At 61.3% G+C, this 24,817-nt stretch carries 23 protein-coding genes; 16 read left to right on the forward strand and 7 right to left on the reverse strand.

The window, feature by feature from the left end:
- Positions 1-93: 93 nt before the first annotated feature.
- The 4 genes from dmpG to GHO32_RS23110 all read right to left on the reverse strand — a co-directional run bounded on the left by dmpG (position 94) and on the right by GHO32_RS23110 (position 3,742).
- A complete protein-coding gene (gene dmpG, locus GHO32_RS23095; RefSeq protein WP_153332468.1) occupies positions 94-1,131 on the reverse strand; it encodes a 4-hydroxy-2-oxovalerate aldolase in 1,038 nt (345 codons plus the stop codon).
- Between the two features lie 10 nt (positions 1,132-1,141).
- On the reverse strand, positions 1,142-2,068 hold the full coding sequence (locus tag GHO32_RS23100; protein WP_153332466.1) for an acetaldehyde dehydrogenase (acetylating): 927 nt from the start codon (positions 2,066-2,068) through the stop codon (positions 1,142-1,144).
- 31 nt (positions 2,069-2,099) lie between these two features.
- On the reverse strand, positions 2,100-2,891 hold the full coding sequence (locus GHO32_RS23105; RefSeq protein WP_153332464.1) for a fumarylacetoacetate hydrolase family protein: 792 nt from the start codon (positions 2,889-2,891) through the stop codon (positions 2,100-2,102).
- Positions 2,892-2,968: 77 nt separating this feature from the next.
- Positions 2,969-3,742, reverse strand: coding sequence for a glucose 1-dehydrogenase (locus tag GHO32_RS23110; protein WP_153332462.1), 774 nt, complete (start codon positions 3,740-3,742; stop codon positions 2,969-2,971).
- Positions 3,743-3,949: 207 nt separating this feature from the next.
- Here GHO32_RS23110 and GHO32_RS23115 point away from each other — a divergent pair, with 207 nt between their 5' ends.
- From GHO32_RS23115 to GHO32_RS23135, 5 genes are all read left to right on the forward strand, one after another.
- Positions 3,950-5,137: an acyl-CoA dehydrogenase family protein gene (locus GHO32_RS23115; RefSeq protein WP_153332460.1), complete on the forward strand. Its 1,188-nt coding sequence runs from the start codon at positions 3,950-3,952 to the stop codon at positions 5,135-5,137.
- A gap of 74 nt (positions 5,138-5,211) precedes the next feature.
- Complete coding sequence (locus GHO32_RS23120) at positions 5,212-6,234, forward strand: ferredoxin--NADP reductase (protein WP_153332458.1); 1,023 nt, start codon at positions 5,212-5,214, stop codon at positions 6,232-6,234.
- 16 nt (positions 6,235-6,250) lie between these two features.
- Positions 6,251-7,885, forward strand: coding sequence for a FadD3 family acyl-CoA ligase (locus tag GHO32_RS23125; RefSeq protein WP_153332456.1), 1,635 nt, complete (start codon positions 6,251-6,253; stop codon positions 7,883-7,885).
- 25 nt (positions 7,886-7,910) lie between these two features.
- Entirely contained in the window at positions 7,911-9,557 is a 1,647-nt protein-coding gene (locus tag GHO32_RS23130) for a DUF1302 domain-containing protein (RefSeq protein WP_178113937.1), read from the forward strand.
- A 73-nt stretch (positions 9,558-9,630) separates the two neighbouring features.
- Positions 9,631-10,863, forward strand: a complete 1,233-nt coding sequence (locus GHO32_RS23135) for an NADH:flavin oxidoreductase (protein ID WP_153332455.1) — start codon at positions 9,631-9,633, stop codon at positions 10,861-10,863.
- Positions 10,864-11,358: 495 nt separating this feature from the next.
- Here the strand turns inward: GHO32_RS23135 and GHO32_RS23140 are convergent, their stop codons facing one another.
- Positions 11,359-12,192, reverse strand: a complete 834-nt coding sequence (locus GHO32_RS23140) for an alpha/beta fold hydrolase (RefSeq protein ID WP_153332453.1) — start codon at positions 12,190-12,192, stop codon at positions 11,359-11,361.
- Positions 12,193-12,407: 215 nt separating this feature from the next.
- On the opposite strand from GHO32_RS23140, the gene GHO32_RS23145 reads away from it, so the two are divergent.
- From GHO32_RS23145 to GHO32_RS23155, 3 genes are read left to right on the forward strand one after another with little or no spacing between them, the layout of a single operon-like run.
- Positions 12,408-13,142 carry an SDR family NAD(P)-dependent oxidoreductase gene (locus GHO32_RS23145; protein ID WP_153332451.1) on the forward strand — a complete coding sequence of 245 codons (735 nt, stop codon included), beginning with the start codon at positions 12,408-12,410 and terminating at the stop codon, positions 13,140-13,142.
- 13 nt (positions 13,143-13,155) lie between these two features.
- On the forward strand, positions 13,156-13,929 hold the full coding sequence (locus GHO32_RS23150; protein ID WP_153332449.1) for an SDR family NAD(P)-dependent oxidoreductase: 774 nt from the start codon (positions 13,156-13,158) through the stop codon (positions 13,927-13,929).
- On the forward strand, positions 13,929-14,564 hold the full coding sequence (locus GHO32_RS23155) for a nuclear transport factor 2 family protein (protein WP_153332447.1): 636 nt from the start codon (positions 13,929-13,931) through the stop codon (positions 14,562-14,564). The genes GHO32_RS23150 and GHO32_RS23155 overlap by 1 nt, the downstream gene beginning before the upstream one ends.
- Positions 14,565-14,622: 58 nt before the next feature.
- Here GHO32_RS23155 and GHO32_RS23160 read toward each other — a convergent pair whose 3' ends face one another.
- Together GHO32_RS23160 and GHO32_RS23165 are read right to left on the reverse strand one after the other, a co-directional pair.
- Positions 14,623-15,813, reverse strand: coding sequence for an acyl-CoA dehydrogenase family protein (locus GHO32_RS23160; protein WP_153332445.1), 1,191 nt, complete (start codon positions 15,811-15,813; stop codon positions 14,623-14,625).
- The gene (locus GHO32_RS23165) at positions 15,810-16,982 is read right to left on the reverse strand and encodes an acyl-CoA dehydrogenase family protein (protein ID WP_153332443.1); all 1,173 of its coding nucleotides are present in this window, start codon (positions 16,980-16,982) and stop codon (positions 15,810-15,812) included. The genes GHO32_RS23160 and GHO32_RS23165 overlap by 4 nt, the downstream gene beginning before the upstream one ends.
- Positions 16,983-17,202: 220 nt before the next feature.
- Between GHO32_RS23165 and GHO32_RS23170 the strand changes: the two genes are divergently transcribed.
- From GHO32_RS23170 to GHO32_RS23205, 8 genes are read left to right on the forward strand one after another with little or no spacing between them, the layout of a single operon-like run.
- Positions 17,203-18,093: a VOC family protein gene (locus tag GHO32_RS23170; RefSeq protein ID WP_153332441.1), complete on the forward strand. Its 891-nt coding sequence runs from the start codon at positions 17,203-17,205 to the stop codon at positions 18,091-18,093.
- 12 nt (positions 18,094-18,105) lie between these two features.
- Positions 18,106-18,981, forward strand: coding sequence for a CoA transferase subunit A (locus GHO32_RS23175; RefSeq protein ID WP_262125965.1), 876 nt, complete (start codon positions 18,106-18,108; stop codon positions 18,979-18,981).
- A gap of 12 nt (positions 18,982-18,993) precedes the next feature.
- The gene (locus GHO32_RS23180; RefSeq protein WP_153332437.1) at positions 18,994-19,791 is read left to right on the forward strand and encodes a CoA-transferase subunit beta; all 798 of its coding nucleotides are present in this window, start codon (positions 18,994-18,996) and stop codon (positions 19,789-19,791) included.
- Positions 19,792-19,806: 15 nt separating this feature from the next.
- Positions 19,807-20,715 carry an enoyl-CoA hydratase gene (locus tag GHO32_RS23185; protein WP_153332435.1) on the forward strand — a complete coding sequence of 303 codons (909 nt, stop codon included), beginning with the start codon at positions 19,807-19,809 and terminating at the stop codon, positions 20,713-20,715.
- On the forward strand, positions 20,712-21,824 hold the full coding sequence (locus GHO32_RS23190) for a nitronate monooxygenase family protein (RefSeq protein WP_153332433.1): 1,113 nt from the start codon (positions 20,712-20,714) through the stop codon (positions 21,822-21,824). The genes GHO32_RS23185 and GHO32_RS23190 overlap by 4 nt, the downstream gene beginning before the upstream one ends.
- Positions 21,821-22,573: an enoyl-CoA hydratase family protein gene (locus GHO32_RS23195; RefSeq protein WP_368668353.1), complete on the forward strand. Its 753-nt coding sequence runs from the start codon at positions 21,821-21,823 to the stop codon at positions 22,571-22,573. The genes GHO32_RS23190 and GHO32_RS23195 overlap by 4 nt, the downstream gene beginning before the upstream one ends.
- Before the next feature lie 9 nt (positions 22,574-22,582).
- On the forward strand, positions 22,583-23,746 hold the full coding sequence (locus GHO32_RS23200) for an acyl-CoA dehydrogenase family protein (protein WP_153332431.1): 1,164 nt from the start codon (positions 22,583-22,585) through the stop codon (positions 23,744-23,746).
- Positions 23,747-23,755: 9 nt separating this feature from the next.
- Positions 23,756-24,814, forward strand: a complete 1,059-nt coding sequence (locus tag GHO32_RS23205; protein WP_153332429.1) for an acyl-CoA dehydrogenase family protein — start codon at positions 23,756-23,758, stop codon at positions 24,812-24,814.
- The last annotated feature ends 3 nt before the right edge of the window (positions 24,815-24,817 follow it).

Here is a 24,817-nt window from a genome sequence, read left to right on the forward strand (position 1 = left end):
GATATGTACTCAAGTCAAGAGCCCCCTCACCCTAGCCCTCTCCCGAAGGAGAGGGAACCGATTGGGGGATGCTGAAGGTATTCGGTCGCCTGTTTAATGCGCGACAGCGCGGCGGTGTAGACGGGCAAGGGTCATGGCGGTGTCTTCGATCATGTCTTCCTGGCCACCGACCATGCCACGGCGGCCCATTTCCACGAGAATTTCCCGGGCGGATACGCCGTATTTTTTCTCGGCGCGCTTGGCGAACAGCAGGAACGAGCCATATACCCCGGCGTACCCCATGGTCAGGGCATCGCGGTCGCTGCGGATCGGGAAGTCCATGATCGGCACGACCAGGTCTTCGGCCACGTCCTGGATGCCAAACACGCTAACGCCCGTGTCGATGCCCATCCGGTCGCACACCGCAACCAGCACTTCCATGGGCGTATTGCCCGCACCGGCACCCAGACCCGCACAAGCGGCGTCAATACGGTTGGCGCCAGCGGCAATGGCGGCAATCGAGTTGGACACGCCCATCGACAGGTTGTGATGACCATGAAAGCCGATCTCGGTGTCCGGTTTTAGTGCAGCCCGCATCGCGGCCACACGGGCGCTCACTTCATGGGGTAACAGGTAACCCGCCGAGTCGGTCAGGTAAATGCAGTTGGCGCCGTAGCTTTCCATCAGCAGGCCTTGCTTGACCAAACCTTCCGGGCTGTTCATGTGGGCCATCATCAGAAAACCGACGGTGTCCATGCCCAGCCCGCGCGCATGGGAAATGTGCTGTTCGCTGACATCAGCCTCTGTGCAGTGGGTGGCAACCCGAATGGTATTGACCCCCAGCTCGTGGGCCATTTTCAGGTGGTCGACGGTTCCGATGCCCGGTAGCAGCAAGGCCGATACCTTGGCCTTTTTCATCAGCGGGATGACGGCAGACAGGTATTGCTCGTCCGTGTGGGCCGGGAAGCCGTAGTTCACCGAGCTGCCGCCCAGGCCGTCGCCGTGGGTGACTTCGATCAGTGGCACACCCGCGGCATCAAGACCACAGGCGATGTCTTTCATCTGCTGCAGGCTGATCTGGTGCCGCTTGGGATGCATGCCGTCGCGCAAGCACATGTCATGAACGGTGATGCTTTTGCCGCGAAGATCCATGGTCGGCTCCTTATGCGTGGGCGGTTTGAGCGATGGCGTGCAAAACAAGTTCGCCCTTGAGGATTTCTTCGGCGAACATCTCGGCTGTGCGCGCTGCAGCGGCGGTCATGATGTCGAGGTTGCCGGCGTACTTGGGCAGGTAGTCCCCGAGGCCCTCGACTTCCATGAAAATCGACACCCGATTGCCATCGAATACCGGGCCGTTGACCAGTTTGTAGCCGGGCACATAGCGCTGCACTTGCTCGATCATGGCCTCGATGGCAGCGGTAATGGCTGCCTGATCGGGCTCTGTAGCGGTCAGGCAATGCACAGTGTCACGCATGATCAGCGGCGGTTCGGCCGGGTTAATAATGATGATTGCCTTGCCTTTTTTTGCACCGCCGACTTTTTCGACGGCACTTGAAGTGGTTCGGGTGAACTCGTCGATGTTTTTCCGGGTGCCGGGGCCAACTGATTTGGACGCCGCCGTGGCAATGATTTCGGCGTAGTCCACCGGCTGCACGCTGGACACCGCCGCAACCAGTGGAATAGTCGCCTGACCACCGCACGTGACCATGTTGACGTTCATGATGCCCAGGCCCAATTGAGCCTTGAGGTTGACCGGGGGCACGCAATACGGGCCGATTGCCGCCGGCGTCAGGTCGATCATCAACACACCCAGGGCGTTGAGCTTTTGCGAGTTCTGCGCGTGCACGTAGGCCGAAGTGGCGTCGAAGGCGATCTGGATGTTGTCCTCCAGAACGTGTGGCAACAAGCCGTCAACCCCCTCAGCGGTGGTTTTCAGGCCCAGCTCACGCGCGCGTAGTAAACCTTCGGATGCTGCGTCGATACCGACCATCCATACCGGTTCCAGCACATCGCTGCGCATGAGTTTATAAAGCAGGTCGGTGCCGATGTTGCCCGGCCCGATCAGCGCACATTTGATTTTGCTTCTCATGGTATTTGGCTCTTGGGGAGGGAAGGGGGCGTCAAGGGACAAAACGCAGGCTGACGTCGCCGAGCCCGCTCATGGACAGGCTGATATGGTCACCGGCCACCACCGGTACCAGCGGTGCCAGTGCCCCGGAGAGAATGATTTCGCCCCGGCGGAACGGGATACCCAGTTCGCCCAGGGTATTGGCCAGCCAGGCAACAGCTGCACAAGGGTGGCCCTGTACCGCCGAGCCCAGGCCTGAGCCTGCCGGGTTGTGGTTTTTCAGCAGTTGCATGTGTACGGCGGCCAGGTCCAGCGAGCGCGGGTCGATGCGTTGCGGCCCAAGGGCAAATACACCGCAGGAGGCGTTGTCGGCCACGGTGTCCTGGATGCGGATCTGCCAGTCGTGGATGCGCGAATCGACAATTTCAAAACAGGGCACGACCCACTGGCTGGCGGCCAGCACGTCTTCTGGGCTGATGCCCGGCCCGTGCAGGTCTTCACCGAGAATAAAGGCAATCTCGCCTTCAGCACGTGGCTGGATCAGGTTGTAGCGGGCCAGGCTGACATCGCTGCCATCGGCAACCTGCATCGCGTCTGTGAGAAAGCCGAAGTCCGGTTGGTGAACATCGAGCATTTGCTGCACAGCAAGGCTGGTGACACCGATTTTTTTGCCAACGACCCTTTCACCCAGGGCTTCACGGCGTTTTAGAAATTGCAGGGAGATCTGGTAGGCCTGCTCCAGGGTGATCTGCGGATAACGGCGGGTCAGCGGGGCCAGTGTCTGGCGGTTGCGCAGGGCGTTGAACAGTTCGTCACCGAGCGCTTTGATCAAGTCTGTGTCCATGGTGAGGACTCCGGAGGGATTGCAAAGCGGGAGAGAAAAGGCCGGCCCAGCGCATCAGGGCTGGCCTTGAAGGGTGTTTAACCTGGCCAGACGGTGGAGTCGGCGCCGCCATCGACATCGATGATCTTGCCGGTTACCCAGGCCGAGGCAGGGCTGGCCAGGTACAGCGCAGCGGCGGCGATATCCTGAGGGGTGCCCAGGCATTTGAGCGGGGTGTTGGCTTCCATGACCTCGCGCATGGCGCTGGGCATCACGCCGCTGAGTGCTTCGGTCAGGGTCGGGCCAGGCGCCACTGCGTTGACCCGGATGTGCGGAGCGAAGTCCTGGGCCAGCAGGCGGGTCAAGTGACTGAGAGCGGCCTTGGCCGTGCCATAGGCACTGAAATGGCGCTGCGCATAACGCGCCGCCACCGAGCTGATATTAAGGATGTTGCCGCCACCGGCTTCGAGCATCAGCGGCACACACAACTGGCAGAACGCATAGGTGGTGGCCACGTTGAAATTCAGCACCTGGGCAAACGCTTCTGGCGTCATGCCCAAGGGGTCGTTGGGGCCGCCGCCGCCCACGTTATTCACCAAGTGGGTGATGCGGCCCATGTGTTCGATGCTGTGGCGCACCAGCGCCAGGCGTTGCTCGCTGTCATTGACGTCACAGGTCAGCGCCAGGGCGCGCCGACCAAGGCCACGGACTTCGTCGGCGACAGCCTCAACCTCGGCCAGCGAACGTGCCGTACACACCACGTCGGCGCCGGCCTCGGCAAACGCCAGGGCAATCGCCCGACCGATGCCCCGGCCACTGCCCGTGACGATGGCGACACTGCCGTGCATCTGGAAACGCTGCAAAATACTCATGACCACTTGCTCCATGGGGTCGACTGTTAATAGCGCCACTATTGCAGTCGCCCCCATGAGCAGCATCGTCTTATCGGACTAGCGCCCGTCGGCACGGGCTGAAGGTTTGCGGCCCCTAGTCCGCTTTGACGATGAACAATGCCCGGCTCAATCCGATGATCCGTCACACCTCGCGCAGTGGCGCAGTGAGATCGGGAGAATTGAGTGATGCACAGCATGCGTGAAAAGACCCAGGACGAGTGTGATCTGCTTGAACGTGCGCAGCGCCTGGTGCCTGCTCTCAAGGCGCGCACGGCGCAGGCCGACCAGGATTTGAAAGTGCCGGTGGAAAACATCGCCGAACTGCAAAACTCCGGTTTGCTGCGGGCTTTGCAGCCACGGGCATTTGGTGGCTACGAAGTAGACCCGCGAACGTTTTTTGAAATCCAGACCATCCTTGCCCAGGGTTGCATGTCGACCGCCTGGGTTTACGGCGTGATGGGGGTTCACCCCTGGCAACTGGCGCGTTACCCGATTGAGGCACAGCGCGAAGTCTGGACCGATGACCACAACGCGTTGATCTGCTCGACATACATGCCTGCGGCCAAGGTCACGGTGGTTGAAGGCGGTTATCGCATCAGCGGTCGCTGGGGGTTTTCCAGCGGCAGCGAGCATTGCCAGTGGGTGTTTCTGGGCGGCATTCTGCCGGCCGATGGCGAATACGCCGCCGAGCACGGCACCTTCCTGCTGCCGCGCAGCGACTATCAGATCGAGCGCAACTGGGATGTGCTGGGCCTGCGGGGCACCGGCAGCCACGACATTGTGGTCGAAGATGCCTTTGTGCCGGCTCATCGCGTGCAACGCACCAATAACTGGACCCTTGAGGCGACGCCGGGGCGCGAGATCAACAAAAACCCGATCTACGCCATTCCGTTTGCCCAGGTGTTCTCCCGCGCGGTCTCGACTTCGGCCATTGGCGCGCTGCAAGGCGCCATCAATGAGTTTCGCGACAACGCCGCCCGCCACATTGGCAAACACGGAGCGCGCACGGCGGATGATCCGGTGGCACAAACCGCCATTGCTGAAGCGATGATCACGGTCGACAGCCTGCGCCTGGTGCTGGAACGCAACTATGAACACCTGATGAGCCTGGCCCGTGCCGGTGAATACCCGGACACCGAGACGCGCCTGCTTTATCGCTACCAGTCGGCGTATGTCACCAATATCTGTGCCGAACGGGTCAACGACCTGCTGCGCAGCATGGCGGCCTCGGGGTTGTACAACACCAACCCGGTAGCGCGGCTGTTCCGCGATCTGCATCAGGCCCGTGGCCATATCGCCAACAACTACATGGCATACGGGCGCAGCTACGGCGCGGTGATGCTCGGCCTGCCCAACCCGGACCCTTACGTCTGAAGCCGTTGCGCCGTAATGAACCTTGGGTTTACACCTGCCCGTCGTTGGGGCGGGTGGTCATGAGTACATGATCTATGAGCAATTATCTGGCCCTGCGTGTGGCACGTGTGATCGAGGAAACCGCCGATGCGTCTTCCGTGGTGTTCGACGTGCCCGCGCACCTGGGCGAACTCTTTTCGTATAAGCCCGGCCAGTTCCTGACCTTGCGCGTGCCCTTTGAGGGTGGCTGGCTGCCGCGCTGCTATTCATTGTCGAGTACGCCACTGCTGGATGAGCCGTTGCGCGTGACGATCAAGCGCGTACACCAGGGCCGCGCGTCGAACTGGTTGTGCAGCGAATTACAGGTGGGTCAGACGATTGATGTGCTGCCACCGGCGGGGGTTTTTGTGCCTCGCAACCTCGACGGCGACCTGCTGCTGTTCGGCGGCGGCAGTGGGGTAACGCCGGTGTTGTCGATCCTGCGTTCGGCCTTGCTTGCCGGTACGGGACGCATTCTGCTGTTTTATGCCAACCGCGACGAAGCCTCAGTGATTTTCAAGGATGAGCTCAAGGCCCTGGCCAGCGCTTATGCGCAACGCCTGCAAATCGTTCACTGGCTGGACTCGGTACAAGGCATCCCCAGCGTTGAGCAACTGGCCGAACTGGCGCGGCCGTTTCTGCATGCCCAAGCGTTTATATGTGGTCCGGGGCCGTTTATGGACGCGAGCGTCAACGCGCTCAAGCGCCTGCGCATGCCGGATCGCAATGTGCATGTTGAGCGGTTTGTCTCATTGCCCGGTGAAGGTGAGCTGTTATCGGCCAGCAGCAGCGAAGCGGCGATGGCCGCGCAGTTGCTCGTGCGTCTGGACGGCGAGGACTACCAGTTGCCCTGTGACAGCGGCGAAACCGTGCTCAATGCCATGGAACGCGCCGGTCTCAAACCACCCAGTGCCTGCCGTGTCGGGGGCTGCGCGTCGTGCATGTGCACCCTGGAAAGCGGCGATATCGAACTGCTGTACAACGACGCGCTGGATGCCGGCGAGCTGGCCGAAGGCTGGATTCTGGCCTGTCAGGCGGTCCCCACCAGCGCGCAATTGCGCATCCGCTTTCCTGAATAATCAACACGAGCCCACGATGAATCAGAGTCTGAACCTTGCTGCGTCCTGCAATACAGCGCCTGTCACCCTGGCCCAATTGGTGTTTAGCAGCGCTGAACAGTTTGCCGGGCGCACGGCCATCGAGGAAAACGGCGAAAGCATCGACTTTGCGCAATTGCCTGAGCGGGTCATGGCCTTTACCCGAGGCTTGATGGCGATGGGTATTCAGGCCGGGGACAGGGTCGGCATTTGGGCGCCCAACAGCACCGACTGGATTCTCGCGGCGTTGGGCATTCATTGCGCAGGCGCTGTGCTGGTACCTATCAATACCCGCATGAAAGGCCTTGAAGCGGCCGATGTGCTGGAGCGCAGCGGCTGCCGCCTGCTGTTTATCCAACAGCGTTTTCTCGAGGTTGATTACCCGGACATGCTCGCGCCCCATCGGCCAGCCAGCCTCGAACACCTGGTGGTGCTGGAGGGCGACCGCCCTCAGTCGCCAGCGGACCTGACAGTAACGCAGTTCCTGCGCAGTGCCGCGATCATCGATGTGCAAAGTGCTCGACGCCGGGCATTGGCGATTGGTCCGGATGCCATATGCGACCTGCTGTTTACCTCCGGCACCACCGGCAAACCGAAAGGGGTGATGAGCGCTCATGGGCAAAACCTGCGGGCCTTCCGTGAGTACGCGAAGATTATTGGCCTGGTGCCGGGCGACCGTTACCTGATCGTCAATCCGTTTTTCCATGCATTTGGCTACAAGGCCGGGTGGCTTACGTGCCTGATTGCCGGGGCAACCATCCTGCCGCATGCGGTGTTCGACCCCGAGCAGGTGTTCCAGCGCATTGCCCGCGAGCGCATCAGCGTTTTGCCCGGCGCACCGACGCTTTACCTGTCGTTGCTGGCCCATCCGCAACTCAAGCAGACCGACCTGTCGAGCCTGCGTATTGCCGTGACCGGCTCGGCCAGCATTCCCCCAAGCCTGATCGAACGCATGCGCAATGAGCTGGGCTTTGCCGTGGTCACGACTGCCTACGGCCTGACTGAGTGTGGCGGCCTGGCGACAATCTGCGACCCGCAAGACTCGGCGCAGGTCATTGCCGGGACGAGTGGGCGGCCCATCGCCGGGACTGAAGTGAGCATCCGCGACCCGCACAACCAGGCACTGGACGCAGGGCAGACGGGGGAAATCTGTCTGCGGGGTTTTCACGTCATGCAGGGCTATTTCCAGAACCCTGAAGCCACCCGCGAAGCCATCGACAGGGACGGCTGGCTGCACACCGGCGATGTCGGTCGCCTGGATGAGGCAGGCAACCTGATCATCACTGACCGCTTGAAAGACATGTTTATCGTGGGCGGTTTTAACTGCTATCCGGCAGAAATCGAAGCCGCATTGATCCGCCACCCGGCAATTGCCCAAGTGGCGGTGATCGGCCTGGCCGATGCGCGCATGGGCGAAGTCGGTTGTGCCTGCGTCGTGCTGCGCGAAGGCGCAGAACTCAACGAAGGGCAATTGATCGCCTGGAGCCGCGAACACATGGCCAATTACAAGGTCCCGCGCCGGGTGTGTTTTCTCAGCGCGTTGCCGCTTAACCCGTCGAGTAAGGTCGCCAAAAACGAGCTGCGGGTGATGCTCAGTGACCCTGTCAGCCCTGAAAGCACGCCTTACCCGTAAAAAACAACAAAAACAGGAGAAGAGCATGGCCATGCACAATACGGTTGCACGTCATTGGGGGCACCGGGTTATCGGTGGCAACCTGCTAGTGACCGCCATTACTTTAGGCAGCCCCGCCGCTTACGCCGCGCCTACCCTCCAGTTGGGGGAGGACACAACACTGGATTCGTCGCTGACGGTTAACTACACGGCCTCCATGCGCACGGCCAAACAGGCGAACGAATACCTCAACGACCCCAACAACGATGACGGCACCCGCAACTTCAAACGCGGCTCGTTGATCAACAACCGCATGAGCCTGTTTGGCGAGCTGCAACTCAAGCACGACAACCTCGGGGCGGTGTTGCGTGGCAGTTACTTTTATGACGACGTCTACAACCAGCGCAACGCCAACGACTCGCCAGACACCGTGAACAAGCTCGGGCACAACGATGAGTTTACTGATCGCACCCGTAAACTCAGTGGCAACAATGCGCGCCTGCTGGATGCTTATGTGTATGGCAACTTCGATGTCGGTGAAACCCAGTACTTGTCGGTCAAGGCTGGCCGGCATTTGGTGGCATGGGGCGAAAGCCTGTTCTGGTCCAACATCAGCCAGGGCCAGGCCCCGGTGGATGCCACCAAGTTCAACGTACCGGGCACCGAGGCCAAGGACTCGTACCTGCCGGTAGGCCAGGTGTCAGCGTCGTGGTCGCTGAATGAAAACCTGGCCCTGGTCGGTTACTACCAGTACGAATGGGATAAAACCCAACTCAACCCGGTCGGGGATTACTTCGGCAGCGACACTTTTGGCCCCGGCGCCGAGTTTTATCGACTGGCCAGCGGCCTGGTCAGCAGCTTGCCCAATGGCGCGGCAGTGGCCTATGCCGGCGAGAAAGACCCCAGTAACAGCGGCCAGTGGGGCCTGGGTGTGCGTTACCGGATTACCGAGAACACTGAAGTCGGCTTGTTCCACTACCGCTACAACGAGCGTATCGCGTCGTTGTTTTTCGACTTTAGCGGCACTACCCAATACTCGTCGAACAAGGGCATTGGCCATAGTGGCGACCCGATGACTTATCGCCTGGGTTACTTCGAAGACGTCAAACTGACCGGTATCAGCTTCAGTTCCAAGGTCGGCGACTCGGTGCAGTACGCAGGTGACTTGAGTTACCGCGACGGCGCATCGGTGTACCTGAACAACGGCGCCCCTACGACCGGGCAGATCTGGCAAGGCAACCTCAACGCCTCGTACATCCTTGGCCCGAGCTTCCTCGCGCAACAGTCCACGTTCATGGCCGAAGTGGTGCATCAGCATATCGCCGGCGTCGATAGCCTCACGATCACCGGCGGCGGGGAGGGGGTAGACGGCACCTTCGACAAGTTCCTCTCGGCGACCCAGACCCGGGGTTCAACCCTGTTGGGTATTGGCGCGTACATGGACTATCCGTCGATTGCCAACGGAGTGGACCTGAACACCAAAGTCGTGTGGACACAGAACGTCGACGGCAGCGCTTACCAGGGCTTGGGCCGCGATGAAAAGCGCCTGACCGTAGGTGGCGACTTCAAATACCTGGGCAACTTCCAGGTCGGCATTACCTATGTGGCCTACCTGAGTTCGCCGGATATTGCCCAAGGTCGTTTGATGGCCGACCGCGATTACCTGTCGCTGAATGCCAAATACGCCTTTTGACCAGCATGGCTGCGTCGCGACACGGCGAGGCAGCCATCTTTTGTAGCCTGATAACAATAAAGAGAGGCCCGTCATGAACCCTCGTTCAATCCCATCGCCATTCAGCCCTGTCACGATTGGCCCGTTGACCTTGAAAAACCGCTTTATCAAGGCGGCCACCAACGAAGGCATGAGTACCCAGGGTGTACCGTCCAAACAGTTGGTGAGGCTGCATTCGGCCCTGGCCGAAGGCGGCACGGCACTGACCACCGTGGCTTACTGCGCGGTGAGCAGCGATGGCCGCACCTTGCCTAACCAGTTGATCCTCATCGAGTCCAGCCTGCCGCACTTCAAGGCATTAACCGATGGTGTGCATCTTGCCGGTGGGCTGGCCAGTGCGCAGATCACCCACGGGGGCTGTTTTACCTTTATTCGAGAACGCTCGACCAAACGCCCGCTGTCTGCCAGTGGCGGGTTTAACAAAATTGGCTTGATGAGCGGCATGTTCCTTAAACAGGCCATGAATGAAAGCGACATGCAGCACGTGGTGCGTGACTTTGCCCACGCGGCACGCCTGGCGCGCCAAGCCGGTTTTGACGCCGTGGAAATTCACATGGGCCACGGTTATCTGCTTAGCCAGTTCATTTCGCCGTTGTACAACAAACGCCGCGATCAATACGGCGGCAGCCTGGAAAACCGCCTGCGTTTTCCGCGCCGGGTACTGCGCGCGGTGCTCGATGCGGTGGGTCAGGACATGGCCGTTATCTGTAAATACAGCATTACCGAAGGCGTACGCGCCGGTAACAGTGCCGAAGACGGCGCGCAGATCGCACGTATGCTGGAAGCCGAGGGTGCGCACCTGCTGGTGCTCAGTGCAGGGATGAACGCCGAGTCGATCACTACGATGTTTGGTTCTTCCTTTCCCAAGGAAAACCGCGTGCAGCAGAAAAACAAAATCATTGCTTTGGCCATGGCCATCCAGCGCCGTAAAGAGCCGACTGTGGAATTTCGCGAGCTGTATCTGCTGGAACATGCACGTAAAGTCCGTGCGGCAGTGAACATGCCTCTGGCCTATTTGGGAGGCGCCAGGAGCCTGGCCAGCATCGAGCAGATCATGACCGAAGGCTTTGACCTGGTTGCCATGGGCCGGGTACTGCTGGCGGAAAATGACTACGTGAACAAGCTGGCCAGAGGTGCCAGCCGTGATTCGATCTGCACCGCCTGCAATCGCTGCGTGGCCATGATGTACACCCCGGGCGGAACCTCCTGTGTGCTCGGGCAGCCCGGCGATGCGCAGCTCAACCGGCAACCTGCTGCATCGGTCTGAGCGCATGTTGGCGTTTCAGGCGCAAAAGATCGCTCCTAGCAAACATGAAATAAGTGACTGATTCTAAAGGTCCTGTAGGAGCGAGCTTGCTCGCGATCTGTTGATCTTGATCTGGCTTTTGCTCTTGATCTAAGAGGCCCCGTTAAACCACGCTGGCCGATCGCGGCGGCCCTCGGAGCAAGGCCTGTGGTGAGGGCATGCCGAGCCACAGCGAGGCACCGAGGGGTTGGGGCAAAAAGCGTTTGGCCACTTTGCGCTTTTCAAAGTGGCACGGCGTAAGGCCGGAACCCTAAGTGGCCGTTGCCACAGCAACGGATATGTACATAAAAGCCAAAGCCCCCTCACCCTAGCCCTCTCCCGAAGGAGAGGGAACCGATTGGGGGATGCTGAAGATATTTGGTGGCCTGTTTGATGCGCGACAGCGCGGCGTCGAAGTCGGGGGCGGTAGCCCCTACAAGGACTAACCCGGCAGGACGCCGGGTTGGTCTGAACCGATTAGCCGTTTTGCAGGAAGTCGATGCAACTGCGGTTGAACAGTTCGCGGTGTTCTACCTGCACCCAATGCCCGCAGCGGTTCAAAACGATGAAGCGGGCATTCTGCGCGCCGTCGATGATGCGCTGGGCGCCGCTAACGGGGTTGAAGTGGTCGTTACTGCCCCAGAACCCCAAGATCGGGCATTGGATCTCAGCCAGGCGTGCCTCCATGTTGGGCACCATCATGGTACTGAAGAGGTTTTTCGGCTGGGTGATCGCCACCGCCACCCGTTCCTGCAGCAGGCTTTGCGGCAGTATCGACGCATCGAACAGTTGCAGGCTCATCATGCTGCGCATTTCGTCCATGCCGATCGGCCCGGCATTGTAAAGCGAGACCATGCGTACGATGCCTTCCATCTTGAAGTAGGTTTCGCGCTCTTCAACACCGCCCGGTGCCAGCAGGATCAGGCTTTGCGGCAGTTGTGGCAGGCGCAGGGCCAGGCCCAGGGCGATCGCCCCGCCCAGTGAGTTGCCCAGCAAGGTGCAACGCCGCACACCGATGGACTCCAGGAAGGTGGCCACGCACTCAACAAAAAACTCCAGGTTGTACTGAACGTCTTCGGGCTTGTCTGAGCGACCAAAGCCCGGCAGGTCGAGGACGATATTGCGATAACCGGCGGCGACCAGTTGTGGATAGTTGCCCTTGAAGTTACTGAAACCGCTGGCGCCCGGTCCGCTGCCGTGCAGCCAAAGCACCACGGGGCCTGCGCCTTCATCCAGATAGTGCAGGCGCAAGCCGTTGGGCAGCGTTGCGTAATGGCCGACGGGCAAGGGCAGGTCTACGGGTTGGTTCATGGGGTTCTCCATTGTCTGCGGATTGGACAGCGCAGTCGCGCACCGAGCGCGAGTCGCACGTGCCCATGCTGTTACTCCCCGACCTCGGCGGCATCGTCCGTTCAGACCACGCTGCGCTAGTCCCATCGGACGATGTATGCCCAGGCCCTTGGCGCTAATCATTCAAGGCGCGGCGCTACTGCACGGGCAGCAGCTCGCAAACTCGGAGATTGCGAATGAAGTTACTCAACAAAGTGGCCTTTGTGACCGGCGCCGGGCAGGGCATGGGCCAGGCCATCGTGCGCGGGTTTGTCGACGAAGGCGCCCGCGTCGTGGCTGTCGACTTGAACCAGGCAGCGCTGGCCGAAAGCCTCGCAGACCTGGGCGACAAGGTGCTGGCCCTGGCGTGCAACGTGGCTGACAGTGCCAGCGTGGCCGATGCAATGGGCCAGGTAGAACAGCACTTCGGCGGCCTCGATATTTTGGTCAACAACGCCGGGGTAGGGGGGCTGGACAGCTTTCTCGATACCTCTGACGAGAGCTGGGCGCGGGTAATAGGCGTGAACCTGGGCGGCACCTTCATCTGTTGCCGCGAAGGCGCCAGGCTGATGCTCAAGGGCGGCCGCAAGGGCTCGATCATCAATCTTTCCAGCACGGCTGCGCTGACCGGCGACGGCCCAAGCCATTACTGCGCCTCAAAAGCCGCGGTGATGGGCCTGACCCGTTCGATTACCCGCGAACTGGCGCCCAGCGGCATCCGCGTCAACACCCTGGTGCCGGGGCCGACCAACACGCCGATGATGGCCGGGATCCCTGATGAGTACATGCAGGCGCTGCTTAAAAACGTGCCGCTGGGAAGAATGTGCGAAACCAGCGAAATCGCCAAAGTTGCGGTGTTCCTCGCCAGCGAAGACGCCAGCTTCATGACCGGGCAAAACATTGCTGTGAACGGCGGTATGGCCTTTATCTGATCCAGGAGCGTGCATGAACACTCGTCTACAAGGAAAAATCGCCTTCGTCACTGGCGCCGGTTCCGGCATCGGTGAGGCCACCGCGCTGCGCTTTGCCGAAGAGGGCGCCACGGTGGTGCTGTGCGGGCGCCGCATCGAGCCGCTGCAAGGCGTTCAGGAAAAAATCCACGCCTTGGGCGGGAAAGCCGATATCGCTGTGGCGGATGTCAGTAACGAACAGGCCTATGTCGAGGCGCTGCAAGCCACCGCGCAGCGTCATGGCCGCCTGGATATCCTGGTCAACAACGCCATGGCCTACACTTGGGGCGGGATTGAGGCGATGACCACTGCCGACTGGCACGCCAACTTCACGACCACCGTGGATGGCACCTTTTGGGGCACCCGCACGGCCATGCAACTGATGAAAGCCCAGGGTGGCGGTTCGATCGTCAATATCGCTTCTATTTGCGGCCTGTTTGGCACGGCGTGGATGGCCGGCTATTCGGCGGCCAAGGCGGCGGTGATCAACTTTAGCCGCGCGGCAGCCAGCGAGGGCGCCCCGCACAATATCCGTTGCAACGTGATTATTCCCGGCGTGGTCGATACCCCGGCCACCGCCGGTATGCTCGGGGACGCCAAGACACGCAGCAACACCGAGAAAGTCATCCCGATGAAACGGGTCGGCTTGCCGCTGGAGCTGGCCAACGCGATTCTGTTTCTGGCCAGCGACGAAGCCTCGTATGTGACGGGCGCGAGCCTGGCGGTAGACGGCGGGCGCGGTTCTGACCTGTACACGGTGCTCGACTGATGAACCAGGTCACAGACACATTACTGGCGCGCATCGACCGCCTGGAGTCGCTGGACGCGATCCGCCAACTGGCCGGCAAGTATGCCCTGGCCCTGGACATGCGCGACATGGATGCCATGGCCAACTGCTTTGCCCCGGACGTGCGCGTGGGCCGCGATAAAAGCGGGCGCGCGCACCTCAAGGCGTGGCTGGACGAGACCATGCGCAATCAGTTTCACGGCACGTCTCATCACCTGGGACAGCACATCATCGAGTTCAACGATGCCGATCATGCCACCGGAGTGGTCTATTCCAAGAACGAGCATGAGACCGGCCCTGAGTGGGTGATCATGCAGATGCTGTACTGGGACGATTACGAGCGGATTGACGGGCGTTGGTGCTTTCGTCGACGCTTGCCGTGCTACTGGTACGCGAGCGACCTTAACAAGCCACCGATTGGCGGCCTGAAAATGCGCTGGCCGGGGCGCGAGCCTTACGCGGGTACGTTCCATGACCTGTTCCCGTCCTGGGATGCGTTCTGGGCACAGCGACCGGATAAAGACGCGTTGCCGCAGATAGCCGAACCAGCGCCGCTGGAAGGCTTTCTCAAGACCCTGCGCCGTGGCGCCGACGCCCCTAAAATTCGCGTGCGCTAAGCAACTCGCCCTGAGCAAGCATGACTCACCCGGCTGGATGCCGGGTGAGTCATCTTGATCAGCCGTGCCGGGGTTCGCGGGGCATGCACAGGGCGCGCTCGGCAATGACGTTGCGCTGGATTTCGTTGCTGCCGCCGTACAGGGTGTCGGCCCGTGTGAACAAGAACAACGATTGCAGCCGGCTGAGCTGGTAAGGCGCGCCGTCGAGGATTTCTGCGTCCTCACCCAGAACGTCCATGGCCAGCTTGCCCAGATCGCTGTGCCAAGTTGACCAGGCCAGTTTGTAAATCATTGCTTCACGCCCCAGGCTGCCATCTTGTGGGCCTGAAAGCATGCGCAAGGAGTTGTAGCGCAATACCTTGAGCCCGGCCCAGGCCTGAGCGATGCGCTGGCGCAATATCGGGTCGCTCGCAGCGCCGTTGCTGCGGGCGATGCGGATGATCTCGTCGAGTTCGTTGTGGAACTGCATTTGCTGGCCCAGCGTCGACACGCCGCGTTCGAATCCCAGTAGCGCCATGGCGATTTTCCAGCCGTCACCTGGTCGGCCAATCAAATTGGAAGCCTGGGTAACGGCCTGATCGAAAAAGACTTCGTTGAACTCGCTGGTGCCGGTCAGTTGCTGGATCGGTTGCACGCGAATGCCGGGCTGAGCCATCGGTACCAGCAAAAATGACAAACCGTGATGCCCCTCGCTGCCGGGCTCGGTACGGGCCAGGACAAAACACCAGTCGGCTTCATGGGCCAACGACGTCCAGACCTTTTGCCCGCTGATAAGCCAATGCTCGCCGCTGGCATCCAGCTTTGCCCGGGTTTGCACGTTGGCCAGGTCCGAACCGGCTCCCGGTTCCGAGTAGCCCTGGCACCAGAACTGGCTGCCATCGAGAATGCCGGGCAATAAACGTTGCTGCTGGGCCGGTGTACCAAACGCGGCGAGTGTCGGGCCCACCAGGCCTTCGCCGATATGACCCATGCGACCGGGGCCACCGGCGCGGGCATATTCTTCGTGAAAGATCACTTGCTGGCTGATGGATAGCCCGCGCCCGCCGTGGTCGGTGGACCACCCCACACCAATCCAGCCGCCGCTGGCCAGCTCACGCTCCCAGGCTTTGCGCTCTTCGGGAAGGCTGTGCTCGTCACCGGGTCCGCCCCTGAACCGCAGGGGTGAGAACTCACCGCTCAGGTGCTCGGCCATCCACTGCGCGACTGTTTCCCGGAATGTCTCATCGGCGCGGCTGAAACCGATTTTCATGCTGAATCTCCCAAAAGGTGTCCGGCGATACGCTCGCGATGCAGCGCCGGGTTGCCGAGCAGTTGTTCGCTGGCACGGGCACGTTTGAAGTACAAGTGAGGGTCGTATTCCCAGGTAAAGCCGACGCCGCCATGCAGTTGGATGGACTCGGCGGCGCAGAGAAAGAACACCTCGCTGGCATGGATTTTTGCCGTCGCTGCGGCCAGTTCGAGCTCCTTGGCGACGTTTGCATCCCCGTCCGCGGCCAGCCGTTCCTGAGCCACGCACGCGGCGTAGTAGGCCGCCGAGCGTGCGCATTCAACGTGCAGCATCATGTCGGCGCAGCGGTGTTTGATTGCCTGAAAACTGGCAATGGTGCGCTTGAACTGACGGCGTTCGGCAATGTACGCAAGGGTCAGGTCAAGCGCTTGTTGCGCGCCCCCGGTTTGCTCGGCGGCCAGCCCGATGGCAGCAATCAGCAGGGTGTCGCGCAGCACCGTCCACCCCTGGTCGGGGCCACACAGCTGCTGTGCTGTGTTGACCTGCACCTGATGCAAGTCGATACGTGCCAGACGGCGGGTTTGGTCCATTGTCGGCAGAGGGGTGGCGATGACTCCCGGTGCAGTTCCCGGCAAGGCAAACAGGCGGATGCCCTGTGCCCCGTGAGAACCGGGCGCGCGGGCAGCGATGATCAATACATCGGCGCAAGCGCCATCGATCACTTGAGCGTAGTGGCCGCTAACCGTCCAGCCGTCTCCCTGGGGCTCGGCCACGGCCTGCACGCTGTCAGCTTCCAGCCCGGCCACACTGGCAAAAGCCAGGGTGGCGCGGGTGTTGCCGCTGGCAATCGCCTCCAGCCATTGCGCCTGCAGCGCCTCGTTGTTCCCCATTAATAAAGCTGGGGTGGCCATGCAGGCCGTGGCGAACAACGGCGAGCCAAGCAAAAAGCGGCCGCTTTGTTCCATCAGGATGGCCAGTTCGACAAACCCCAGGCCCATGCCACCAAAACGCTCAGGAACCATCAGCGCAGGCCAGAACAATTCCTGGCCGATGCGCTGCCAAACGTCTGGGTCGTGGCCATCCGGGCGCATCATCGCGGCACGCACGGCATGGGAATCGCTGGCCTGGGCGAGAAATCGCCCGGCGCTGTCACGAATCATCAGGTGCTCTTCGGTAAAAGCAAACTCCATGGGCACAAGTCTCGGTAAATAGCGGAGGGGTGCACGAAGTCTGCCGCGCTCCCCGCACGCGACGAATCACTAAAACGGACTAGAGACCTGCTGGCGTTAGGGACTGGGGCCAACGCTCTTGGCGCGGCAGGGGGGCTTAGTCTCAACGGACGATGAAGGGGCGGGAGGGGCTTAGCACAATGCTCGTCACGCAAGCCCTTCAGTCAACGAGGACCCAGGCATGATCGACATTCGCGGTTTGAGCTATTTCGTCTCGCAGATCGAAAATCTCAGCCATTGGCAGCGTTACGCCGAGGACGTGCTGGGCATGCAAGTGCTGCCGGCGCCGGGCGGTGGTTTGTACGTGAAGATGGATGAGCGGCCCTTTCGCATGCTGATTGTCGAAGGCAGCGAGCCGCGTTACCTGGCGTCCGGCTGGGAACTGGCCAGTGAACCGGCCTTTCTCGCCGCGATCGAGCATCTGAATGCGGCGGGCATCGAGTGGCAGGCAGGCAACGCTGACGAGATCAATCAGCGCGGGGTGCAAGCGCTGATCAAGGTCAACGACCCGTCGGGCAATTGCCATGAACTGAGTTGGGGGCACCGCTCTGACTGCCTGCCGTTTGTGTCGCCCCAAGGTGTGCCGCGTTTTATCACCGGCGACATGGGCCTGGGCCACACCGTGCTGCCCGCTCCGAATTTCGACGCAACGCTGGCCTTCGCCAAGGATGTGCTGGGGTTTGAACTGTCGGACATTTTCAACTTCCGTCCCGACCCGGCGGCCCCGGCAATCCGTATTCACTTTTTGCATTGCCAGAATGCCCGCCATCACAGCCTGGCACTGGCCGAGTACCCGGTGCCGTCAGGCTGCGTGCACGTCATGGTCGAGGTCGATTCGATGACCGAAGTCGGGCGCGCCCATGACCGGCTGCAAGCCCATGCGGTGAATCTGTCGGCGACCCTTGGCCAGCACCTCAACGACCGCATGACCAGTTTTTACATGAAGACACCGTCCGGTTTTGACCTGGAATACGGTTTTGGCGGGCTGCAAGTCGATTGGGCCGAGCACTCGGCCTTCGAATTCACCCGCGTAAGCATTTGGGGGCACGACTTTTCGGTCGGCCAACAGTAAGGAGTTGTCATGATCAATAAGCAACTGACAGCGGCCGATGCGGTCGCTCAATTACGCGATGGCATGACCATCGGTTTCGGTGGCTGGGGCCCGCGCCGCAAGCCCATGGCGATTGTCCGTGAAATTCTTCGTTCGCCGGTCAAGGACCTGACCGTGGTCGCTTACGGCGGGCCGGAAGTCGGCATGCTCTGCGCGGCGGGCAAGGTCAAGAAGCTGGTGTTCGGTTTTGTCACCCTGGATGCCATTCCGCTCGAACCCTACTACCGAAAGGCCCGTGAAGCGGGTGAGCTGGAGTTGATGGAACTCGACGAAGGCATGTTCCAGTGGGGCCTGCGTGCCGCGGGTATGCGCCTGCCGTTTCTGCCGACCCGCTGTGGTTTGGCCACGGATGTGGCGCGTCTGAACCCGGACATCAAGACGGTTCAGTCCCCCTATGAGGATGGCGAGGTGCTGCTGGCGATGCCCGCGCTCAACCTCGACGTGGCGTTCTTGCATGTCAACGTTGCCGACCGGCTGGGCAATAGCCTGGTGATCGGTCCGGACCCGTACTTTGACCATCTGTTCGCTCGCGCTGCTAACCAATGTTTTATTTCGTGCGAACACCTGGAAGAACGTCTGGAACTGAGCGCCGATCTGGCGCGTTTCAACACGTTCGAGCGTTATCTGGTGACCGGTGTGGTGCATGCTCCGCTGGGTGCTCATCCCACCAGTTGCGGCCCCGATTATGGCTGGGACATCAAGCACCTTAAGGCTTACGTCGCCAGCAGCCAGGCGGAAAACGGCTGGCAAGATTACGTCAAGACTTACGTCGCTGCAGGTGAGTTGGCCTATCAGGCACAGAACGGCGGTGCTGATTCCATGGGCGCTTTGCCCCTTCCCGTGTTCTGAGGAGTAGCCACTATGACTGCAACCTGCGATTTCACCCTGGCCGAGCTGATGATTGTGGCCGCCTCTGAGGCCTGGCGCGGCAATGGCGAAGTGATTGCCTCCGGCCTGGGCGTAATTCCGCGCCTGGGCGCAAGCCTGGCCAAACTCACCCACAGCCCCGAACTGTTGATGACCGACAGTGAAGCGTTCCTGGTAGAGGAACCCATCCCTCTGGGGCCGCGTGGTGACTACGTGCCCCGTTACTCCGGCTACCTGTCATTTGAACGGGTCTTTGAATGTGTTTGGGGCGGGCGTCGCCACGCAATGATCGGGCCGACCCAGATCGACCGTTGGGGGCAGACCAACCTGTCCTGCATTGGCGACTATCAGAAGCCCAAGACCGCGATTCTCGGGGTACGCGGCTTGCCCGGCAACAGCATCAACCACCTCAATTCGTTTTTTGTCGCCAGCCATAACACACGGGTGTTTGTCAGCGGCGAAGTGGACATGGTGTCCGGTGTCGGTTTCAAGGCAGATCGTTGGCCGCATGGCGCGCGTCGCGACCTGATGGATATCCGTTGTGTGGTCAGCGACCTCTGCGTGCTTGATTTTGATGGCCCGGAGCGGGCCGTGCAGGTGCGCTCGTTGCACCCCGGCGTAAGTTTCGAACAAGTCCAGGACAACACCGGCTTCCCGCTGCTCAAGTCGGCGCAGTTGCATGAAACCGCCCACCCGACGCCGGAGCAGTTGGCGCTTATCCGCCGACTCGACCCCCACGATTACCGCGCCACGGCGATCAAGGGCAACCCGCCGGGCATTCGTACGGTCTGAGGCAAGGAAGCGAGCATGCACAGCAGCGACAGTGAATTTATCGTCCGTGAGGACAACGCCGTCTACGAGACGGACACCCCGGTGCTATATAGCGTGGCCGAGGGTATTGCCACGCTGACGCTGAACCGGCCTAGTTTTAATAACGCGCAGAACTCACAGATGACTTACGCGCTGGATGCGGCGTTGAGTGAGGCGGTGAACGATGACAGCGTCAAAGTCATCGTGTTGCGCGGTAACGGCAAACACTTCTCGGCGGGGCACGATATCGGCACCCCGGGGCGGGACATCAACAAACCGTTCGAGCGCGCGCATTTGTGGTGGGACCACACCAATAAACCTGGCGGCGAGCAACTCTATGCCCGCGAGCAGGAGGTGTATCTGGGTATGTGCCGGCGCTGGCGGGAGCTGCCCAAGCCGACCATCGCCATGGTGCATGGCGCGTGCATCGCCGGTGGGCTGATGCTGGCCTGGGTCTGTGACCTGATCGTGGCCAGTGACGACGCGTTCTTCCAGGATCCGGTGGTGCGCATGGGCATTCCGGGGGTCGAGTATTTTGCTCACCCCTATGAAATGAACCCGCGTATCGCCAAGGAATTTCTGTTTACCGGCGACCGCATGAGCGCCGCCCGCGCATCGCAGTTGGGCATGGTCAACCGCGTAGTCCCGCGTGAAGAGCTGGAGCAGGCGACCTACGCCCTGGCCGCTGGCATCGCCAGGCAGCCACGCATGGGGCTGGCGTTGACCAAGCAGGCAATCAACCACGTCGAAGATTTGCAAGGCAAGCGCACGGCCATGGATGCGGTGTTCGCCTGGCACCACTTTGCCCATGCGCACAACGAACTGCTGTCCGGTGACAAGCTGGGGGGCTTCGATGCCAAGGGCATGGCCCGCGCCAACAAGCAGGCCGAGGACAAAAGCCAATGAACCGCTGGTTGCATACGCCGCTGACCGAGGCGCTGGGCTGCCGTTACCCGATCGTGCAAACCGCGATGGGCTGGGTCGCTGACGCCAATCTGGTGATTGCGACGACACAGGCGGAAGGCTTTGGCTTTCTGGCGGGAGCGACCATCACCGCCGATGCCCTTGAGGGCGAAATCCGCAAGGTGATCGACGCCACCGGGGGCAGCAATTTTGGTCTCAACTTTCACATGTTTCAGGACAACGCCGCGCAGTGTGTCGATCTGGCCATTCAATACCGTTTGCGCGCCGTCAGTTACGGGCGTGGCCCGGACAAACAGACCATCGCCCGTTTCAAAGCCGCCCATGTGCTGTGCATCCCCACCGTGGGGGCTTTAAAGCACGCGCTCAAAGCTGTGGAGCTCGGCGCGGACCTGATTACCGTGCAGGGCGGTGAAGGCGGCGGCCACACCGGCGGCGTACCCAGCTCGATTCTGTTGCCGCAAGTACTGGACGCGGTCAACGTGCCGGTCATTGCCGCCGGCGGCTATGCCACCGGGCGCGGCCTGGCGTCGGTACTGGCCGCCGGCGGGGCCGGTATTGCTATGGGCACGCGGTTCCTCATGACCCGCGAATCGCCAACCCCGGCTGCAACGCTGGCGCGCTACCTGAAGGTCAATGACCCCCAGCAGGTACGGGTGACCACGGCGGTGGATGGTATGCGCCATCGCATGATCGAAAACCGCTTTATCAACCACCTGGAGCGGGCCGGTTCCTTTGGCCGCTTGCGCATTGCCCTGGGCAGCGCCTGGCAGTGGAAGCAACAGACCGGCATGAGCCTGGGGCACATGCTGTCGGTGTTTGTCCGGGCCCTGCGCGAAAACCCGGCGCAGTTGTCGCAAGTGGTGATGGCCGCCAATCAACCGGTATTGCTGCAACGCTCGATGGTCGATGGCGCCCCGGACGAAGGGATTTTACCCAGCGGCCAGGTCGCCGCCGCCATCGCCGAGCTGCTGTCGTGCCGTGAGGTCATCGAAGGCATTGCCAACGAGGCCGAGCAGTGCCTGGACGCGCTCCTGGCCCGCAGCCAACCGCTTCACACGATCCCGTCAGCCGTTATTGGAGAACCCCTGTGAATCAGGCATTTACTACCCAACTCAATCAGGGGATCGCTGAGCTGGTGATCGCCAAACCACCGGTCAATGCGCTGGACAGCCAGGAATGGCTGGCACTGGCGCGGCAAATCGAGGCGCTGGGCGCCAACCCCGAGGTGCGGGTCATCGTGATTCGCGCAGAAGGCCGCGGTTTTTGTGCCGGTGTCGACATCAAAGAACTGGACAAGTACCCGGAGCGGATCGTCGAGGTCAATGTCGGCAACTACGCGACCTTCAAGGCCGTACACCGTAACCCGGTGCCGGTGATCGTCGCGGTACATGGTTTTGTTCTCGGTGGGGGCATTGGTATCACGGGTGCTGCAGACATTGTGATTGCCGCAGAGTGCGCAACCTTTGCCTTGCCGGAAGTGGACCGCGGCGCCATGGGCGGTGGCGCACATTTACAGCGGCTGTTCCCGGTGCAGAAGGTCCGCTACCTGTTTTTTACCGGCGACAGTATCGGCGCCCGCGAGGCCCTGCAATACGGGTTTATCGAGCGCATCGTCAGTAAGGAACAACTGCGCGAAACCGCCTTGGGCATCGCCGCCAGAATCGCCGAGAAGAGCCCCGACATGATCCGCATTGCCAAGGAGGCCTTGAACGGTATCGAAGACGGCAACCTGGAAGACAAGTACCGCTGGGAGCAGGGTTTCACTCTGCAGGCCTACAGCAGCCCGGATTCAGCGCAAACGCGTCGGGCCTTCGTCGAAAAACGCGACGCCAAGTTCTGAGGTAATGCCATGGACCTGACTTACACCCCCAAACAGAACGCTTTTCGCGCCGAAGTTCGCGCCTGGCTGGCAGCCAACCTGCCAACCGAGCCCTTGGCCAGCTATGACACCCGTGAAGGCTTTGAGCAGCACCGCGCCTGGGAAGCCACATTGTTCGAGAGCCGCTGGTCAATGGTGATGTGGCCGGCGGAACTGGGCGGTCGCGGCTGCGATTTGATCGAGTGGCTGATTTTCGAGGAAGAGTATTACGGCGCCGACGCGCCGATGCGCGTCAACCAGAATGGCCAGTTGCTGCTGGGGCCGACCCTGATGGAGTTCGGCACCCCGGAACAGAAACAGCGCTTCCTGCCGCGCATGGCTGCCAGCCTGGACATGTGGGCGCAAGGCTGGTCGGAGCCCAATGCCGGTTCTGACATGGCGGCAATTACCAGCAAGGCGGTGCTCGAGGGTGATCACTACGTGATCAACGGGCAGAAAACCTGGTCGACCCGGGCGATCTACGCCGACTGGCTGTTTGGCCTGTTCCGCAGCGAAGCCGGTTCGGCCCGGCATCACGGCCTCTCGTTTGTCATGGTGCCGCTGGATGCACCGGGAGTGACTATTCGCCCGATCAAGGCCCTCAACGGCAAGGATGCGTTTGCCGAGGTGTTTTTTGACAATGTGCGCGTGCCCGTGGGTAACCGCATCGGTGCTGAAGGCCAGGGCTGGCAAGTGGCAATGGCCACCGCCGGATTTGAGCGGGGTTTGCTGCTGCGCTCCCCGGCACGTTTTCAAGCCACCGCGCGAAAACTGGTTGAACTGTATAAGGCCAATCGCGCCACTGCAGACCGCGACCCAAGCCTGCGTGATGCGGTAATGGAGACCTGGATGGGCGCCGAAGCCTATGCGCTGTCGGCTTACCACACGGTGGGGCGCTTGAGCCGGGGCGAGCATATCGGTGCCGAGTCGAGCATCAACAAGATCATCTGGTCGGAGCTGGACCTGAAAATGCACGAAACCGCCATGCACATTCTCGGCATGCGCGGCGAACTGACGGCTAAAGGCCCTGAGGCCGGTGATGCAGCGGGCTGGCTGGAAGGTTTTCTGTTTGCCCAGTCCGGGCCGATCTATGCCGGTACCAACGAAATCCAGCGCAACATCATTGCCGAACGCATGCTCGGCTTGCCGAAATAAGGAACCGCCATGGACTTCACTTTTAACGATGATCAGTTGGCGTTCCGCGAGGCCATCAGTCGTTTCCTGATGACCGAAGCTGCACCGGAAATGCTCCGGGAAATTTGGGAAACCGACGTCGGGCGCTCCCGCGATTTGCGCAACAAAATAGCCGAGCAAGGGTTGACGGCTTTATCCGTGCCCGAGGCCCACGGAGGTCTGGGCATGGACGATGTGACCTGGGCGCTGATGACCCAGGAGCTGGGCTATTACGCCATACCTGATTCACTGGCCGACACCGCCTATGTGGCCTGCGGCGTGCTGACCGATCTGCCGGCGCAGCATCCGGCCCGCGCCGAGCTGTTGCCGCGCATTGCCGACGGCAGCTTGCGCATGGCGATCAGCCACCCGATCAATGCGCTGGTCAGCGATGCGCAATTAGCCGAGGTGCTGATTCTGGGCTGCAGCGACGAAATTCACCTGGTGCCGCGCTCAGAGGTACAGGTGCAGAACCATTCGAGTATCGATGCCTCACGGCGCCCAGGGGGCGTGACCTGGACCCCGTCGGCCGCCACCTGCATCGCCAGTGGCGGGCAGGGTCTGGCCTTGCAGGCGCGCATGCTCGATCGCGGCGCGCTGTCGGTGGCCGGGCAACTGTTGGGGCTGGCCCAGCGCATGCTGGATTTGTCGGTGGACTACGTGGCGCAACGCAAGCAATTCGGCAAGCCGATCGGCAGCTTTCAGGCGGTCAAGCATCACCTGGCCGATGTCGCCCGCCATATCGAACACGCCAAACCGGTGCTCTACCGCGCCGCCCATGCCCTGGCCCGTAACGACCGCAATGCCGCTATCTGGGTGTCTCAAGCGCGTCTGGCGGCCAATGAGGCCAGCTGGATTGCTGCGCGCAAGGGCATCCAGGTGCATGGCGCGATGGGGTACACCTGGGAAGTCGATTTGCAGATGTTCATGAAGCGCGCCTGGGCGCTGGATGCGTACTGGGGCGACCGGGGCTTTCATAAAACCCGGGTCAGCGGCTACCTGTTCGCCGACACCACCGGCCTGGGGCCGGGACACACTTTTGAGGAATGAGTC

The sequence above is a fragment of the Pseudomonas sp. FSL R10-2189 genome (genome assembly GCF_009600325.1).
Classification (GTDB): Bacteria; Pseudomonadota; Gammaproteobacteria; order Pseudomonadales; family Pseudomonadaceae; genus Aquipseudomonas; species Aquipseudomonas helleri.

Excerpts from the sequence above, each read along its gene's own strand:
- GHO32_RS23160 (WP_153332445.1), bottom strand. The coding sequence starts at position 15,813 with ATGAAAATCGGTTTCAGCCGCGCCGATGAGACATTCCGGGAAACAGTC.
- GHO32_RS23180 (WP_153332437.1), top strand. The coding sequence starts at position 18,994 with ATGACTGCAACCTGCGATTTCACCCTGGCCGAGCTGATGATTGTGGCC.
- GHO32_RS23120 (WP_153332458.1), top strand. The coding sequence starts at position 5,212 with ATGAGCAATTATCTGGCCCTGCGTGTGGCACGTGTGATCGAGGAAACC.
- GHO32_RS23150 (WP_153332449.1), top strand. The coding sequence starts at position 13,156 with ATGAACACTCGTCTACAAGGAAAAATCGCCTTCGTCACTGGCGCCGGT.
- GHO32_RS23170 (WP_153332441.1), top strand. The coding sequence starts at position 17,203 with ATGATCGACATTCGCGGTTTGAGCTATTTCGTCTCGCAGATCGAAAAT.
- GHO32_RS23115 (WP_153332460.1), top strand. The coding sequence starts at position 3,950 with ATGCACAGCATGCGTGAAAAGACCCAGGACGAGTGTGATCTGCTTGAA.
- GHO32_RS23145 (WP_153332451.1), top strand. The coding sequence starts at position 12,408 with ATGAAGTTACTCAACAAAGTGGCCTTTGTGACCGGCGCCGGGCAGGGC.
- GHO32_RS23125 (WP_153332456.1), top strand. The coding sequence starts at position 6,251 with ATGAATCAGAGTCTGAACCTTGCTGCGTCCTGCAATACAGCGCCTGTC.
- GHO32_RS23155 (WP_153332447.1), top strand. The coding sequence starts at position 13,929 with ATGAACCAGGTCACAGACACATTACTGGCGCGCATCGACCGCCTGGAG.
- GHO32_RS23105 (WP_153332464.1), bottom strand. The coding sequence starts at position 2,891 with ATGGACACAGACTTGATCAAAGCGCTCGGTGACGAACTGTTCAACGCC.
- GHO32_RS23135 (WP_153332455.1), top strand. The coding sequence starts at position 9,631 with ATGAACCCTCGTTCAATCCCATCGCCATTCAGCCCTGTCACGATTGGC.
- GHO32_RS23200 (WP_153332431.1), top strand. The coding sequence starts at position 22,583 with ATGGACCTGACTTACACCCCCAAACAGAACGCTTTTCGCGCCGAAGTT.
- GHO32_RS23165 (WP_153332443.1), bottom strand. The coding sequence starts at position 16,982 with ATGGAGTTTGCTTTTACCGAAGAGCACCTGATGATTCGTGACAGCGCC.
- GHO32_RS23190 (WP_153332433.1), top strand. The coding sequence starts at position 20,712 with ATGAACCGCTGGTTGCATACGCCGCTGACCGAGGCGCTGGGCTGCCGT.
- dmpG (WP_153332468.1), bottom strand. The coding sequence starts at position 1,131 with ATGGATCTTCGCGGCAAAAGCATCACCGTTCATGACATGTGCTTGCGC.
- GHO32_RS23110 (WP_153332462.1), bottom strand. The coding sequence starts at position 3,742 with ATGAGTATTTTGCAGCGTTTCCAGATGCACGGCAGTGTCGCCATCGTC.
- GHO32_RS23205 (WP_153332429.1), top strand. The coding sequence starts at position 23,756 with ATGGACTTCACTTTTAACGATGATCAGTTGGCGTTCCGCGAGGCCATC.
- GHO32_RS23130 (WP_178113937.1), top strand. The coding sequence starts at position 7,911 with ATGGCCATGCACAATACGGTTGCACGTCATTGGGGGCACCGGGTTATC.
- GHO32_RS23100 (WP_153332466.1), bottom strand. The coding sequence starts at position 2,068 with ATGAGAAGCAAAATCAAATGTGCGCTGATCGGGCCGGGCAACATCGGC.
- GHO32_RS23140 (WP_153332453.1), bottom strand. The coding sequence starts at position 12,192 with ATGAACCAACCCGTAGACCTGCCCTTGCCCGTCGGCCATTACGCAACG.
- GHO32_RS23185 (WP_153332435.1), top strand. The coding sequence starts at position 19,807 with ATGCACAGCAGCGACAGTGAATTTATCGTCCGTGAGGACAACGCCGTC.